This is a genomic window from Intrasporangium calvum DSM 43043, from assembly GCF_000184685.1.
In the GTDB taxonomy this organism is placed as follows: domain Bacteria; phylum Actinomycetota; class Actinomycetes; order Actinomycetales; family Dermatophilaceae; genus Intrasporangium; species Intrasporangium calvum.
In genome coordinates, this window is record NC_014830.1 from 3,803,171 (window position 1) to 3,818,135 (window position 14,965).

Here is a 14,965-nt window from a genome sequence, read left to right on the forward strand (position 1 = left end):
CTTCCGCGCGGAAGCCGGCCCAGCGGCATACGACCTCTCAGACGGAGGTGGCGGCCGCCTGACGCTGGGACTCGGGGACGAACATGTCCGCCTCCTCGTCGGGCGTGAGCGCCGTCGGACCGTAGAGCCAGTCGACGTAGCTGTAGTCGTCGACCGAGCGCTCGCGCAGCACCGCGTTGCGCCACACGCGTGCCTCCCCGTCGACGTGCCAGAGCTCGCCCCACGCACGAGCCGTCGTCAGCACGCGCCGGCAGTGCTCCGGGCGGACCGCGTCGTACGCGGAGAGCACACCGTCCCAGTCCAGCTCGGCGACGGATCGGCCCGCGGCGAGCTGGCGGCCGACGTGCTCGGAGAGCACCCACGCGTCCTCGATGGCCATCACGGCGCCCTGGGCGAGGTACTGCAGCGGCGGGTGGGCGGCGTCGCCGAGGAGAGCGACCCGGCCGGTGACCCAGTTCAGGATGGGGTCGCGGTCGAACATCCGCCACCAGCGGTCCCGCCACATGAGGGGAAGCCCCTTGGTGACCTGCTCGCAGGAGCCCGCGAAGGCGTCGTCGAGCTCATCTGGCGTGCCCCAGTCCTCTTCTCCGGCAAGGGCCTTGGGCGACTCGAACACCGCGACCTGGTTGAACATCTCGCCGCCCCGGAGGGCGTACTGGACGAAGTGCCGCTGCGGTCCGACATAGACGACGACGTCGTCGGTGGACACGTCGTTGGCGGCGACCTGGTCGATGGGCACCGCTCCGCGGTAGGCGACGTACGACGAGCTCACCGGCTCGTCGTCCGAGATGAGCGGGCGGGCGACGGAGTGCAGCCCGTCTGCCGCGATGACGACCGGGGCCTCCTCGCGGCCCTCCGCGTGGACGACCGCCGCGCCACCTTCGGTCTGTTCGTAGCCCGAGACGGCGACGTTGGTGACGAGGTCGACCCCGACGGCCCGGGCTGCGCGGAGCAGCGTGCCGTGCAGGTCACTGCGGTGGATGACCATGTACGGGTAGCCGTAGCGCGCCTCGGTGGCGGCGAGGTCGAGGCGGGTCAGCTCGGACCCGTCGACCGCGTCCTTCATGACGATGTTGCGCGGGAGGACACCGAGGGACTTCACCTCGTCGAGGAGTCCCCACTGGTCGAGGATGCGGGTGCAGTTGGGGGCGATCTGCAGGCCGGCGCCGACCTCGCCGAACTCGGCGGCGCGCTCGAGGACGCGGACGCGCAGTCCCTGCTGGGTCAGGGCGACGGCGGCGGCCAGGCCGCCGATCCCGCCGCCGACCACGAGGACGTCGACGGCGGAGGTGGCCTTGCTCAGGGCGTTGGGGGTCATGTCACATCTCCTTCGATGTTCGGTGCGAGCCGGGCTCAGAGCCAGCGGGAAAGGTCGGGCAGGTCGCCATCGGCGGCACCGTCGGCGCGGAGCCCGGTGGCCAGCCGGCCGGAGAGGTAGGCGGCGAGCTCGCTGAGCGGACCACGAACCGTGGTCGCGTCACCGGCTCCCGTGACGTCCCAACGGCGCTCGTTGTCGGTCGGCGCGAGGTGCAGCGCCGGGCCGTCACTCGCGGACGACCGCTTGGCGACGATGTCGTCGAGGAGCGCTGCGTGGAACTCCGCGGGCAGGTCGGCGTAGCCCACGGAGCCGCCGAGGTCGACGGCGTGGACCATCACCTCGCGGGTGCGCATCCACGGGATCTCCGTGGCCGGGACGAGGCGCCCCTGTGCGGTGCGGACCTCGCGCTGCCACTGCTGTTCGTCGAGACTCGCGAGGCCGGCGCCGAGGTCGGCGGCCGAGCGGCGGACCCATTCGCGCAGCTCGGTGGCGGGGCGCGTGGCGCCCACCTCGATGTCGGCGTTGCGCTGGTCCGGCGAGGAGTACATCGGGGTCTCCTCGCCGGTCCTCGCCCACGTCACGAGGTGGGCCAGCGCCTCGGCGTTCGCCGCCACGTGGGCGGTGACGTGCTTGCCGGTCCAGCCCGGCAGTGCCGTCGGTCCGGCGAGCTGCTCGTCGGTGACGCTCTCGAGCGCCGTCCAGAAGAGCGTCGTTCCCCGCGCCATGAGGTCGCGGGAGAGCGCTGGCTCGGGTGCCATCAGCGGGGCCCGTCCGGCCCGTCGGCGACGACGACGTTCTCGCAGCGACCGAGCCCCTCGATCTCGGTGACGAGCTGCTGCCCGGCCTGGAGGTACCGGGCGGGCTTGCGGGCGTGGCCCACGCCTCCGGGCGTGCCGGTCGCGATGACGTCGCCCGGGCGGAGGGTGATCATCGTCGAGACATACTCCACGAGGGCCACCGGGTCGAAGAGCAGGTCACCGGTGTTGTCCTCCTGCATGACCTCGCCGTCGACCTCGCTCCGGATGGCGAGCGCCGGCCGGACCCCGCCGGGGAGCTCGTCGGGGGTGACGAGCCACGGGCCGAGGGGCGTCGTGGCCTCCCAGTTCTTGCCCTGGAGCCACTCGCGGGTTCGGAACTGCCAGTCCCGGCAGGTGACGTCGTTGAGGACGGCGAAGCCGGCGATCGCGGCCTCGGCCTGCTCGGTCGTGGCGCGGCGCACCGTGGCGCCGATGACGACGGCGAGCTCCGCCTCCCAGTCGAGCTCCTCCGTCTCGACCGGGCGCTTGATGTCGTCCCCGGCGCCGACGAGGGTGTCGGCGTACTTGCTGAAGAGCGTCGGGTGCTCGGGGAGGTCGCGTCCCATCTCGAGGATGTGGTTGCGGTAGTTGAGCCCGACGCAGACGATCTTGCCCGGGTGGGTGACGAGCGGGGCGTATGCCGCTGAGCCGGCTCCCAGCGCCTCCTCCGTCTCGCGCGGGGCGGCGTTGGTTGCCAGTTCCCGCCAGTTCGGCTGGGCGAGCAGCGTCCCCACGTCGGGGAAGCCGAGGGCGACGGTCGTCGGCCCGTCGACGCGGACGGCCTGGGTGCCGCCGTCGGCGGTGCGGATGGTGGCGAGCTTCATGGTGTGTTCCTTCGGGTGGTGCGGCTGTGTGTCAGGCGTCGACTGAGCTGCGGGCGAGGTTGAGCTTCTCGAAGATGGGGGCGTCGCTGAACCGGAAGAGGTCCAGGGCGCCGGAGTCCGAGTCGGAGGCCGAGGCCTCGGACCGGATCGACAGGGGCTGCCACGACGGGACGACGAAGAGGTCGCCGCGCGTGACGGACCACGTGAAGTCGCCCACGGTGACGGTCCCCGAGCCGTCGAAGACCTGGTAGACCGACGACCCGGTCTCCCGACGCGGCGCGGTCTCGACGCCGGCAGCGACCCGGTGGAACTCGGTGCGGATGGTCGGCAGGACGTCGAGGCCGTTGGTGGGGTTCGTGAAGCGGATCGCCGCGTGGCCGCGCTCCAGCGTTGCCCCGTGCCCCTCGGCCTCCAGCTCGAGCTGGTCGGTGAGCGCCCGGTCGGTGTGCTCCCAGCGGTAGCAGAGCAGCGGGCTGCCCTGGGTCGAGCCGAGCTGGGACACCGGCGCGATGCCGGGGTGCCCCCACAGCCGCTGCGACCGCGAGCGCTCCGGCGTGATCCGCTCGGCGTCGGAGATGACGTCCCGGCCGAACTCGAAGAACTGGCCCTCGATCTCGTACTGGAACGGGATGTCGAGGCCGTCGATCCACGCCATCGGCCGGTCCGCCGCGTTGTGGTGGGCGTGCCAGTTCCAGCCGGCCTGCGGGAGGAAGTCGCCGCGGCTCATCGGGACCGGGTCCTGGCCGACGACGGTCCACACTCCCTCACCCTCGACGACGAAGCGGAAGGCGTTCTGGGTGTGGCGGTGCTCCGGGGCGTCCTCGCCGGGCATGAGGTACTGGATCGCCGCCCACAGGGTCGGGCTGGCATATGGCTTGCCGCCGAGGGACGGGTTGGCCAGGGCGATGGCCCGTCGTTCGCCACCTCGGCCGACCGGCACGAGGTCACCCGCACGCCCGGCCAGCTCGAGCAGGGTGGCCCACTCCCAGCGGTGCGGCTGGGCCTTGGACCGTGGGTGCGGCGGCATGAGGTCGCCGATCTCGGTCCAGAGCGGGACGAGCAGCTCCTTCTCGAAGCCGCGGTAGAGGTCCTCGAGCTCGGGCGTCACCGTCGGCTGGTCCGGCGCGTCGACCGCCTTGATGCTGACCGGGGTGTCGGGGTCCGTCTGCACCGCTCGGGCCCGGGGGGTCTCGGAGCTCGCTGAGGTGTTCACCTGGGTGGTCATCGGAGTTCCTTTCAGTGGACGAGGAGCTGGTCGCGGATGTCAGCGGGTTGAGCTGCCGGCCGGGTGGCGAGCATGGTGATGAGCAGGAGCACGGCCGCGATGCCGGCCGCGATGGAGAACGCGAGGAAGTTGCTCCCGACGCCGAGCCCGGCCGCGAGGAGCCAGCCGCCGACCTGCGGGGCGAGGACGGCGCCGATCCGGCCGACGCCGAGGGCGAAGCCGAGCGACGTGCCGCGCAGCCGGGACGGGTAGTGCGTCGCCACGGCCGCGATGATGAGTCACTGGGTGCCGTGGGTGCCCACACCGGCGAGGATGAGCGCGCCGTAGATCGGCAGGAGGTCGGTCGGGTAGGTGAGCAGGAAGGCGAGACCGAGCGCGGCGGCCGCCGCGGCGAAGATCGCGCTGCGGAGGGGGCCGAAGCGCACTCCGGCCCAGGCCGTGACGACGGATCCGAGCACGGCGCCGAGGTTGAGGGCGAGGAGGAAGTGCAGGGGCTGGCCCATCTCGAACCGGGCGTCCGAGCCCATCAGCTTCGGCAGCCAGGTGCCGAGGCCGTACCAGGCGAAGAGCGTCGCGACGGTGGCGGCGGCGAACAGGACGGTCGGCCGGCGCCACTGCCCGCTGAGGATGGTCCGGAAGCCCGGGGCGTGCTCCTCGCCGGTGTGCTCCGAGGCGTCGTGCACGAGGGAGTAGCGGGCTTCGACCGCGAGTGCCTCGTCCCTCCGGCCGTGGGCGCGCAGCCACGTGGGCGACTCGGGCAGGAGCACGAAACAGAGGGGCAGCAGGACGACGACAGCCAGGAACGCCACGGCGTACATCGAGCGCCAGCCGAGCTCCGGGAGGAGCCGCAGGCCGACGAGGGCGGCGGCCGAGCCGCCGATCGGCACTCCGGACATCATGATCGTCGACACGGCAGAGCGGTGCTTGCGCGAGACGAACTCCGCGGTCAGGGCGTTGGCCGAGGGGACGAGGCCGCCGAGCCCCAGGCCGGCGATGAAGCGGAAGAGCCCGAAGATCTCGGGCGTCGTCGCGATCGCACAGAGCGCCGTGAAGAGGGAGAACCACAGCGTGCACCAGAGGATCGTCCGGCGCCGACCGAGCCGGTCAGCGAGGTAGCCGGCACCGAGGGCGCCGATCAGCATCCCGGCGAAGGCGAGGCTGCCGACGAACCCGGCGGTTGCCGGGGTCAGGTGCCAGCCGGGCTCCTCGAGGAGGGCCGGGATGGTCGTGCCGTAGACGATCAGGTCGTAGCCGTCGAAGACGACGATGAGCCAACAGAGCAGCGTGACGAGCCAGGCCGGGCGGGTGCCCAGCGCGGTGGCGACATTTGGAGGATTCAGGGGCTTCGTTGCCATGAGAGGAGATGATTCGTTAGATTCACCATGGGAGAACAGAGGATTCTGCTATGAAGAACAAACCCCACTACGCGCTCCAGAGTGTGGACCACGCGCTCCAGCTCGCCGTGATCCTCCAGGTGGAAGGACCACAGACCGTGACCGAGGTGGCACGGCGGCTCGACGTCGCCCGGTCAACGGCGCACCGACTGCTCTCGATGCTGGTCTACCGGGACTTTGCCCGGCAGGGCGGGGACCGCCGGTACTACCCCGGCCCGGTCATCTCCCTCGAGGCGGGTGGCAGCGACCACACCGGGGTGCTGCGCGGGGTGGCGATGCCCCACCTGCAGGTGCTCGTCGACCGCACCGGCGAGTCGGCCAACGTCATGGTGCTCGCCGGTGACTACGTCCGCTTCATCGCCTCCGTGGAGTCACCCCACACGTTCCGGGTGGGCAACCGCGAGGGGATGGTCTTCCCCGCCCACCTGACGTCGGGGGGCAAGCCGATGCTCGCGGACCTCTCGCCCGAAGAACGCGCCGACCTGTACGACCCCGCGCGGTGGGAGGGCCGGGAGGACGAGCGGCCCGACGTGGACGCACTCGAGCGAGAGCTCGAGGTGGTCCGCCGCCGCGGCTTCGCGATCAACCGGGACCGGACCGAGACCGGGGTCACCGCGATCGGTCGGGGGCTGCGCGTCGCCGAGCAGACCAGCGCCGCCGTCACCGTCTCCATGCCGACGGTCCGCTTCCAGGAGGAGCGCCTCGTCGACGTGGTGAGCGCGCTCGCCCTCGCGACCCGGGACATCGAGCACGACCTCGAGGCACGGCTGCATGCCGAGCGCTGGTGGGGCTGAGGCGGTGGAGCGCGCCCTCGCCGTTCGCGCCGCCCCCAGCTGAGCGGCATACTCACCGAGTGAAGAACCTGAGCGAGCGGATCCCATCGGAACCGGATCCCGACCTCCTCTACGAGGTCTTCACCGGATGGGCCACCGAGCAGGGGCTGTCGCTATACCCCCACCAGGACGAGGCGTTCCTCGAGGTACTCAGCGGCAGCAACCTCATCCTGTCCACGCCGACCGGCTCCGGCAAGTCGCTCGTCGCGACGGCCGCACACTTCACCGCGCTCGCCGAGGACCGCGTCTCCTTCTACACCGCGCCGATCAAGGCCCTCGTGTCGGAGAAGTTCTTCGCCCTGTGCGACCAGTTCGGGGCGGACAACGTCGGCATGATCACCGGCGACGCCTCCGTCAACGCGGACGCCCCGATCATCTGCTGCACGGCCGAGATCCTCGCGAACATCGCCCTCCGCGAGGGGACGGCCGCTGACATCGGGCTCGTCGTCATGGACGAGTTCCACTTCTACTCGGAGCCAGACCGAGGCTGGGCCTGGCAGGTGCCGATCCTCGAGCTGCCGCAGGCGCAGTTCATCCTCATGTCGGCGACCCTCGGCGACGTGACGATGTTCCGGGACGACCTGACCCGGCGGACCGGCCGGTCGACGGCAGTGATCGCAGGCACCGAGCGACCGGTGCCGCTCGAGTTCGCGTACGCCGAGACCCCGCTCCACGAGACGATCGAGGAGCTCCTCGAGGCGCAGCGAGCCCCCATCTATGTCGTGCACTTCACCCAGGCTTCGGCGCTCGAGCGAGCCCAGAGCCTCATGGCAGTCAAGATCACCTCGCGCGAGGAGCGCGACACGATCGCCGAGCGCATCGGCGCCTTCCGGTTCGGCGCGGGCTTCGGCCGGACGCTCTCCCGGCTCGTCCGGCACGGGATCGGGGTGCACCACGCCGGCATGTTGCCGAAGTACCGCAGGCTGGTCGAACAGCTCGCCCAGGACGGTCTGCTCAAGGTCATCTGCGGAACGGACACCCTCGGCGTCGGAATCAACGTGCCGATCCGCACCGTCCTGCTCACCGGGCTGACCAAGTTCGACGGCACGAAGCAGCGGACGCTCAAGGCGCGCGAGTTCCACCAGATCGTCGGCCGGGCGGGCCGGGCCGGCTTCGACGCCCGCGGCTGGGTCGTGGCCCAGGCGCCGGAGCACGTCATCGACAACCTCCGCGCCGTGGAGAGGGCGGGCGACGACCCGAAGAAGCAGCGCAAGGTCCAGCGCAAGAAGGCGCCCGAGGGCTTCGTCACCTGGTCCCGTGAGACGTTCGAGCGCCTCATCGCCGCCGAGCCGGAGCCACTCCAGCCCCGGCTCCGCATGTCGCACGCCCTGCTCATCAACCTGTTGGCGCGACAAGGCAACCCGGTGGCCCACGCGGTGCGGCTCATCCGCGAGAGCCACCACGAGGAGAAGGACCAGCGCCGCCTCGGCCGACACGCGCTCGTCCTGGCCCGGGAGCTGCTCACCTCGGGTGTCGTCGAGCGGCTCCCGACGGCGGACCAGTCCGGGCGCCGCCACGCGCTGACCATCGACCTGCAGCGCGACTTCGCGCTCAACCAGCCGCTCGCCCCGTTCGCGCTCGCCGTTCTGGACACCCTCGACCCGGACTCCGAGACCTTCGCGCGCGACACCGTGTCGGTCGTCGAGGCGATCCTCGAGGATCCACGCCAGGTCCTCTGGGCGCAGGAGCACCAGGCGCGCGGAGAGGCCGTCGCCGCGATGAAGCTCGACGGGATCGAGTACGAGGAGCGGATGGAGCGGCTCGAGGAGATCACCTGGCCGAAACCGCTCGCCGACCTCCTCGAGGTGACCCTGGCGGCCTACCGACAGACCCATCCCTGGGTGTCGGCCGACGCGCTCTCCCCGAAGTCCGTGGTCCGCGAGATGTACGAGCGGGGCATGACCTTCAACGAGTTCGTCTCTGCCTATGGGTTGTCCCGCTCCGAGGGACTGGTCCTGCGCTACCTCACGGACGCCTACCGGACGTTGCGCCACACCGTGCCCGAGACGCACCGGACCGAGGAGCTGGAGGACATCATCGAGTGGCTCGGGGAGCTGGTGCGCCAGACCGACTCGAGCCTCCTCGACGAGTGGGAGGACCTCGTCAACCCGACGGCGGTCCTGGCCCGGGCATCAGCCGAGGTCGCCCCACCCAGTCGACCGATCACCGCGAACGAGCGCGCCTTCACCGTGCTCATCCGCAACGCCATGTTCCACCGCGTCGAGCTCGCCGCTCGCGACCAGTGGGAGGCGCTCGGCCAGCTGGAGGCCCGGGTCGCCGAGCTCACTGATCCCCCGCAGAAGGTCGTCATGGATGCCCAGGCGTGGAACGACGCACTGGGCGCCTACTACGACGAGCACGACTCCATCGCGACCGACCAGCAGGCCCGCTCCCCCGCCCTGCTCCAGGTCGAGAAGCTGCCGACGACCTGGCGGCTGCGCCAGGTCGTCATCGACCCGGAGGACCACCGGGACTGGGCCGTCACGGCCGAGGTCGACCTCCTGGCGAGCGACGACGTCGGCGCCGCCGTGCTCACCGTCACGGGATTCGAGCGCCTCGGGGGCTGACCGAGCCGCAGCCCTTGCCAAACACCTGCGTCGCTGGGTACCTTGTCACACATGGTACCCAGCAAGGAAGCGATCCTCACCAACCTCCGACGGGGGGCACTCGAGTACTGCGTACTGGCGATGCTGAGCGAGAGACCGCTCTACGGTTTGGACATCGCCCGCAGCCTGACCGGCGACTCCGTGCTGCTGGCCAGCGAGGGCACGCTCTATCCGCTCCTCGCCAGGCTGCGTCGGGCCGGTCTCGTCGAGACGACGTGGCAGGAGTCGCCCAGCGGACCCCCGCGCCGGTACTACGCCATGACCGACCAGGGGAGGCTGGCCGTCGAGGCCTTCACCCGAGCCTGGACCCCCTTCCGCGACGCGGTGGACGCGGCGCTCACCCAAGGAGAGACACGATGAACGGCACCACCCACCCCCTCGTCGCGGCCTACCTGGACGACCTGGCCCGGATGCTGGGCGACCTCGAGCCCGGTGAGCGCGCCGAGCTCGGTCCTGCTGATGCGATCGCCCAGGCGGCCTACGCCGACAGGGCCGCGCCACCCGGATATCAGCGGGGCGCGCGCGTCCCGTTGACAAGCCGTCCCTGGGTCCCCGTCGTCGTCGCGCTCCTGCAGGGCCTGTCCCTGCTTCTCGTCATCCTGGTCGTCGGCGCGAGCGTCGGCTGGGTCGAGGAGTCGAGCGCCACCCCGGCGGGGGAGACGTCCGTGACGACCTATGGGGGGAGCAGCCTCGCGGCCGCTCTCGCCGGCGGGCTGGCTGCCCTGCCCCTGTGGATCGTCATGGCTCTGCTCGTCGGCATCTCGGTCCTCTGGAGGCCGCGCGAGAAGGTGGCCCACCTGCTGGTCGTGCCGGTGGCGGCTGTCCTGTTCGCCGCCGGGCCGAGCCTCGGGTGGTCACTCGCGGGCCCGGCGGGCATGGTCGTCGCCGCGTGGACCGTGCTCGCCCTGGTCGTCGCAGGAGGGGGATGGCTGCTCTACCGGCTCACCATCTCGGCCCGGCGTCGGGCGTCTGCCGCCGGCTGACCCACCACCGCCACGGCGTGTTGCGGGCATTCCTCGCGCGCGACACCTCGCACGGGGTAGAGGTGTCTCCATACGCCGCGAGTGCGGCACCGGAGATGAGGGAGACATGGACGGAAACAGCGTCAAGCAGGCGGCGCGTGAGGCCGGCAACCAGGATGCGCTGCTCATGGCGGCTCGGGTGGGCTACGCGGTCAACGGGGTGCTGCACCTGCTCATCGGCTGGATCGCCCTGCAGATCGCCTGGGGAGTCGGCTCCTCTGGCAGTGCCGACCAGTCGGGTGCGCTCGGTTCGCTGGCGTCCAACACGATGGGCCGGATCATCCTGTGGATCGGGGTGGTCGGCTGGCTCGGCCTCGGTCTGTGGCAGGCCATCGAGGCGGTCATCACTCGCGAGGAGGCCAAGGACCGGGCCAAGTACGCGGCGAAGGCCGTCGTCTACTTCGTCCTGTCCTGGTCGGCCTTCGAGTTCGCGCGGGGCGGCTCTTCGTCGAGCAAGGAGCAGTCCTCCGACTTCACCGCCAGCCTGATGAGCCAGCCGTTCGGGACGGGCCTCGTGGTCCTCGTCGCCCTGGCCATGGTGGGCGTCGGGGTCTACCACATCCACAAGGGGTGGAAGCGCAAGTTCCTCTCCGACCTCGTCGAGCACCCCGGCCCGACGGTGGTGAAGCTGGCCCGCTTCGGCTACATCGCGAAGGGCGTGGCCCTCATCGTCGTCGGCAGCCTCTTCGTCACCGCGGCCCTCGAGAACGACCCCAAGGAGGCGACCGGGCTCGACGGCGCGATGAAGACGATCCTCGAGGCGCCCGCCGGACAGTGGCTGCTCACCATCGTGGCGCTCGGCTTCGTCGCCTTCGGGATCTACTCCTTCGTTCGCGCGAAGACCGCGCGGGTCTGAGCAGTCGTCCCCGGGCTGTCCACCCGACCCAGGGGTCAGGAGTGAGACGTGGCGTGCCGGCGACGCAGCCAGTGCCAGGCGAGCAGGGCGCAGACGACGCCGTTGAGCATCCCGAGGAGGACGTCCGTGAGATGGTGCATCCCCCGGTAGAGCCGGGCGTAGGACACGAGGACCGGGACGAGGATGCACACGGTGGTGACGAGTCGGCGGAGCCAGGTCCGTTCGATCCGCTGCGCCATGAAGGCGAAGGACAGGTAGAGCGCCGTCGCGGCACCCACGTGCCCGCTGGGGTAGCTCGACGTCGGGGGCGCCGGGTCGAGCTTCTCGACGTCGGGCCGTTGACGGCCGACGATCCAGGCTGCGATGACGAAGACCGTGGCCTGGATCGAGATGGCGATCGCGGGGATGACGGCGTACCACCACTGCCGGGTGCGCCACAGGATGATGAGGCTGATCACGGCGCAGGTCCCGATGATGATCTCGGTGTTCCCGAGCCGGGACCAGATGGACGTCGTCGTGTCCCACAGCGCCGTCCGGGAGCGGCCCTCCTGGAGCTCGCGGTTGACTGCGGTCTCACCCTCGAGTCCGCCGAACGGGCCCATGATGAGCCACCCGGCCGACACGATGACGCCGAAGAGCAGCACGCTCGGGCCGAGCACTCTGGCGGCAACGTCCCGCCAGGCCTCCCGCGCGCTGGGTTTGGACTCGTCTCGCTGCCAGCGGTGGAGGTCAACGCTCATCATCGTCGCTTTCTTCAGGGGGTTGGGGGTTGAGGCTGTGCGGCTCTGGGCCGGCGGTGCCCTCGGGGGGCAGCGGGGCGTCCTGACTGGCCGGGTTCCAGCCGAGGTAGCCGACGTAGGAGGCGATCCCGAGGCCGACCCCGAGGAGCAGGCCCGCGGTGACGTCGGACGGGTAGTGCACGCCGAGGAAGACGCGGTCGAGCCCGGTGATGAGGGCGAATGCGACGGCGGCGCCGGTCACCCACGGCTTCGCCCGCTCCGAGAGGACGGGCCAGACGAGAAGCGTGAGGATCGTAGCGGCAGCGGCGGCGTTGGCCGCGTGCCCGCTCGGGAAGCTGTAGCCGGGGGCCTGCTCGATCGGATCGCTGACGATGGGGCGGGCGCGCCGGACGACCTCCTTGAGGACGAGCTGGAGGTTCCAGGCCACCATCATGGTGACGAAAGCCCAGAGCGCCCGGGTCTTGAGGTGGTGTCGTCGCCAGATCCAGAGGCACACGAGAGTTCCGGCGATGTAGACCCACTTGGGCTGGGTCGCCTCCTGCCACATCACGAGCAGCTCGCGCAGCACCTCGTTGGTCCGCGTCACCTCCGTCGCTTCGGCGATCGCGGCCTCGTCGATGTCGAGGACGGGCGTGACCTTCTGCTGGACGACGAACGCGAGGAAGGTGACCGGGGCGGCGAAGAGGAGACCGTAGCCGACCGCCTTGAGCATCCGACGTCCCCGGCCGTATGCCGCTGGGCGCGCTTCCGGGGCGGCCCCCTTCGGGTGGGTGGCGGGGTGGGTGGCGGGGTGGGTGATCGGGTCCGTCGCCCGGTCCGTGAGCCGGCGCGAGGTGCCGTCAGCGGTCTGGTCCGGGAGGCGGTCAGGCATGGCGCACCACCAGTGACGACGGTTCGACCCGGATGTCGAGCCTGCTGCGCGGGCCGACCGGGTCGCCGTCGATCTCGGTCTCGGTGGGCCGGTTGGCGACGATGGTGAAGTCCCGGCCCCGCATCCGGTCGAGGCGCTGGTGGCCGACGCGGTGGCGCGTGCTGACGTCGGCGATCACCGACGCCCACCCGAACGCGCCGCGCGGGGCGATGACGACGGCGTCGAGGACGCCGTCGTCGTACTCCGCCTCGGGCATGAGCTCGATGCCGCCCTGCAGGGTGCCGCAGTTGCCGACGATGACGGTCCGGGCGTGGCGCCGCAGGCGGTCACCCGGCTGGCCGACCACGCCGGCTGCCCCGCTGGCGGTGACCTCCACCGTGAAGCCCCGGTTGAACAGGTTGCCCAGCCCGGACAGGAGGTACGCGGGCCAGCCGAGCACGCCCTTGACCCGTTCGTTGGTCCCGGCCATGATCTCGCCGTCGAAGCCGAGTCCCGTCATGATGAGGAAGACCTCCTCGGGGTCGTCGTCCGCCGCCACGAACCCGACGTCCAGCCGCAGGTCGGAGCCGGTGAGCAGGGGCTCCATCGCGTCCTCGATGGAGTCGACGGGCAGGTCGAGGTTCCGGGCGAGGAGGTTGCCGGTGCCGCCCGGCAGCAGGCCGAGCGCGACGTCGGTGCCCACCAGGGCGGTCGCGACGGCGCGCACCGTGCCGTCGCCGCCGAGGGTGGCCACGACGTCCGCGCCGGCCTCGACCGCCTCGCGAGCCTGCTTCTCGCCGGTCTCCTCGGCCGTCGTCGGGATCCACTGGGGCTCGTCCCAACCATGCCGACGGCAGGCCTCCGCCACGACACCTTGGTCGGCGTCGAGGTCGTCGACCTTCATCGGGTTGTACACGACGGTGACACGTCTTCGAGATTCCGGCATGCTGCATCTTCCTCGCTCGCGGCCCCCGCCACCAGTAACGTACCCAAGCGAGTCGCCGGACTACCCTGCGCCAGGGCACGCCACGGCGGGCGTCGTCGAGTGCTGGACGTCGCGCCCTGCCCCGACCGCGCCGGTGGGTCACGATGGCCGCCCGCCCGGCCCAGCGGCATACGGGCTATCCGCGGACCGCCAGCCGGGCCTCCTCGTCGCGGAACCACAGGCCGAGGAGGCCCTGGAAGTGGGCCATGAACCGCTCGCGCTCGGGCTCGGGGTAGGTCGTCTCCACGGTCCGGCGGAGCATCCGGGTGAAGTCGTCGCTGCCGAACCACTCGAGGGCTGCGGAGTCGAGGTGGCCGAGGTGCCGCGCGCACCACTGCTCGTAGGCGGCCGTCTCGAAGTACTCGTCGGCGATCGCCAGGTAGGCGTCGAGCTTCTCCTTGTCGGACAGGTCGGCTCGGTCGGCCAGGTCGAAGTAGCGCCGCGTCTCGAGGTCGACCGTCCGCGAGCGGCGGCCGGTGACGAGGCAGTACGCCGACCAGCGCACCAGGGCCTTGATCGCCCACGGGAAGTAGTAGTGCAGCGAGGTGACGGCCACGTCGGGGCACGCGTTGGCGTAGTCGATGGGGTAGACGTCATCGCCCTTGACGAGCATCTCGCAGGAGTTGAACTCCCAACCGAAGAAGGCGTTGACGATCCGGCTCAACGCGGCGGTCTCCCGCCCGGCGCTCGGGCTGAGGAACCCGTGGCTCACCGCGTAGCGGTTGTGCATCGGCTCCTCGGGACGAAAGTTCATCACCATCGTCTCGGGGCCGATCGAGAGCGCCCGCGCGAACACGTCGTAGTCGATCGTGGCCTGCAGGTGCATGAGCATCTCGCCAGACTCGTCGTAGGCGCGGACGAGGTCCTGCTCGTCGTCGATCCGCGAGACGCCGCGCCAGCCACCGCCGTCGAAGGGCTTCATGTAGAGCGGGTAGCCGAGGTTGCCCGCGAGCTGCTTGAGGTCGAACGGCCGGTTGTACTTCGCGCTCGTGTAGGCCCAGCGGACGTTGTCGACGGGGTTCTTGTAGGGCACGAGGACCGTCTGGGGCACCTTCAGCCCGAGGCGCATCAGCGCGCAGTAGGCACTGTGCTTCTCCATCGACTGGAAGGTGAACGGGCTGTTGAGCAGGTACACGTCGTCGACGAGCGCGGCCTTCTTGAGCCACTCGCGCGGGTGGTAGTACCAGTGCGCGAGCCGGTCGATGACGAGCTCGGTGCGCACCGGCTGGCGCAGGTCGAACGGCTCGATGGTGAGCCGCTCGGAGGTCAGCTCGTGCGTGACGCCGTCGTCCGTCGTGATGGGGCCCACCAGCGCGAGCAGCGACTCGAACGCCGTGGGCCAGTCCTCCTCGGCGCCGAGGAGCAGACCGATGAGGTGGGTGCGGGGCTCAGCCATGTGCCGATCCTTGCAGGGGTGTCAACAGGCCAGGCCGTATGCCGCTGGGCTCGCTCCCGACGCAGGCCGACTGGGGTGCCGGGCGGGAGCGGCCGAGGGCCCGGCCGGTGCGGCCGGGC

Annotated in this window: 15 protein-coding genes; 5 read left to right on the forward strand and 10 right to left on the reverse strand. The window is 70.9% G+C overall.

Going from position 1 to position 14,965, the window contains the following annotated elements; genetic code table 11:
* Positions 1-37: 37 nt before the first annotated feature.
* From INTCA_RS17300 to INTCA_RS17320, 6 genes are read right to left on the reverse strand one after another with little or no spacing between them, the layout of a single operon-like run.
* Entirely contained in the window at positions 38-1,318 is a 1,281-nt protein-coding gene (locus INTCA_RS17300; RefSeq protein WP_013494222.1) for an FAD-dependent oxidoreductase, read from the reverse strand.
* A gap of 35 nt (positions 1,319-1,353) precedes the next feature.
* Positions 1,354-2,076: a maleylpyruvate isomerase family mycothiol-dependent enzyme gene (locus INTCA_RS17305; protein ID WP_013494223.1), complete on the reverse strand. Its 723-nt coding sequence runs from the start codon at positions 2,074-2,076 to the stop codon at positions 1,354-1,356.
* Positions 2,076-2,939, reverse strand: coding sequence for a fumarylacetoacetate hydrolase family protein (locus INTCA_RS17310; protein WP_013494224.1), 864 nt, complete (start codon positions 2,937-2,939; stop codon positions 2,076-2,078). The genes INTCA_RS17305 and INTCA_RS17310 overlap by 1 nt, the downstream gene beginning before the upstream one ends.
* A 31-nt stretch (positions 2,940-2,970) precedes the next feature.
* A complete protein-coding gene (locus INTCA_RS17315; RefSeq protein ID WP_013494225.1) occupies positions 2,971-4,164 on the reverse strand; it encodes a cupin domain-containing protein in 1,194 nt (397 codons plus the stop codon).
* Positions 4,165-4,175: 11 nt separating this feature from the next.
* The gene (locus INTCA_RS20405; protein WP_244859851.1) at positions 4,176-4,427 is read right to left on the reverse strand and encodes a hypothetical protein; all 252 of its coding nucleotides are present in this window, start codon (positions 4,425-4,427) and stop codon (positions 4,176-4,178) included.
* Between the two features lie 15 nt (positions 4,428-4,442).
* Positions 4,443-5,519: an MFS transporter gene (locus INTCA_RS17320; protein ID WP_244859852.1), complete on the reverse strand. Its 1,077-nt coding sequence runs from the start codon at positions 5,517-5,519 to the stop codon at positions 4,443-4,445.
* 50 nt (positions 5,520-5,569) lie between these two features.
* Here INTCA_RS17320 and INTCA_RS17325 point away from each other — a divergent pair, with 50 nt between their 5' ends.
* The 5 genes from INTCA_RS17325 to INTCA_RS17345 all read left to right on the forward strand — a co-directional run bounded on the left by INTCA_RS17325 (position 5,570) and on the right by INTCA_RS17345 (position 10,875).
* The gene (locus tag INTCA_RS17325; RefSeq protein ID WP_013494226.1) at positions 5,570-6,352 is read left to right on the forward strand and encodes an IclR family transcriptional regulator; all 783 of its coding nucleotides are present in this window, start codon (positions 5,570-5,572) and stop codon (positions 6,350-6,352) included.
* 59 nt (positions 6,353-6,411) lie between these two features.
* Complete coding sequence (locus INTCA_RS17330; RefSeq protein ID WP_013494227.1) at positions 6,412-8,958, forward strand: DEAD/DEAH box helicase; 2,547 nt, start codon at positions 6,412-6,414, stop codon at positions 8,956-8,958.
* 51 nt (positions 8,959-9,009) lie between these two features.
* Positions 9,010-9,357, forward strand: a complete 348-nt coding sequence (locus INTCA_RS17335; RefSeq protein WP_013494228.1) for a PadR family transcriptional regulator — start codon at positions 9,010-9,012, stop codon at positions 9,355-9,357.
* Positions 9,354-9,980 (forward strand): hypothetical protein, encoded by a 627-nt coding sequence (locus tag INTCA_RS17340; protein ID WP_013494229.1) that lies wholly within the window; start codon positions 9,354-9,356, stop codon positions 9,978-9,980. Before INTCA_RS17335 ends, INTCA_RS17340 begins: the two co-directional genes overlap by 4 nt.
* 106 nt (positions 9,981-10,086) lie before the next feature.
* Positions 10,087-10,875 (forward strand): DUF1206 domain-containing protein, encoded by a 789-nt coding sequence (locus INTCA_RS17345; protein WP_013494230.1) that lies wholly within the window; start codon positions 10,087-10,089, stop codon positions 10,873-10,875.
* A gap of 35 nt (positions 10,876-10,910) precedes the next feature.
* Here the strand turns inward: INTCA_RS17345 and INTCA_RS17350 are convergent, their stop codons facing one another.
* From INTCA_RS17350 to INTCA_RS17365, 4 genes are all read right to left on the reverse strand, one after another.
* Positions 10,911-11,618 carry a phosphatase PAP2 family protein gene (locus INTCA_RS17350; protein WP_013494231.1) on the reverse strand — a complete coding sequence of 236 codons (708 nt, stop codon included), beginning with the start codon at positions 11,616-11,618 and terminating at the stop codon, positions 10,911-10,913.
* Complete coding sequence (locus INTCA_RS17355) at positions 11,605-12,486, reverse strand: phosphatase PAP2 family protein (RefSeq protein WP_013494232.1); 882 nt, start codon at positions 12,484-12,486, stop codon at positions 11,605-11,607. The genes INTCA_RS17350 and INTCA_RS17355 overlap by 14 nt, the downstream gene beginning before the upstream one ends.
* The gene (locus tag INTCA_RS17360; RefSeq protein WP_013494233.1) at positions 12,479-13,411 is read right to left on the reverse strand and encodes a diacylglycerol/lipid kinase family protein; all 933 of its coding nucleotides are present in this window, start codon (positions 13,409-13,411) and stop codon (positions 12,479-12,481) included. The genes INTCA_RS17355 and INTCA_RS17360 overlap by 8 nt, the downstream gene beginning before the upstream one ends.
* A gap of 175 nt (positions 13,412-13,586) precedes the next feature.
* On the reverse strand, positions 13,587-14,846 hold the full coding sequence (locus tag INTCA_RS17365) for an ATP-grasp domain-containing protein (protein ID WP_013494234.1): 1,260 nt from the start codon (positions 14,844-14,846) through the stop codon (positions 13,587-13,589).
* Positions 14,847-14,965: the final 119 nt, after the last annotated feature.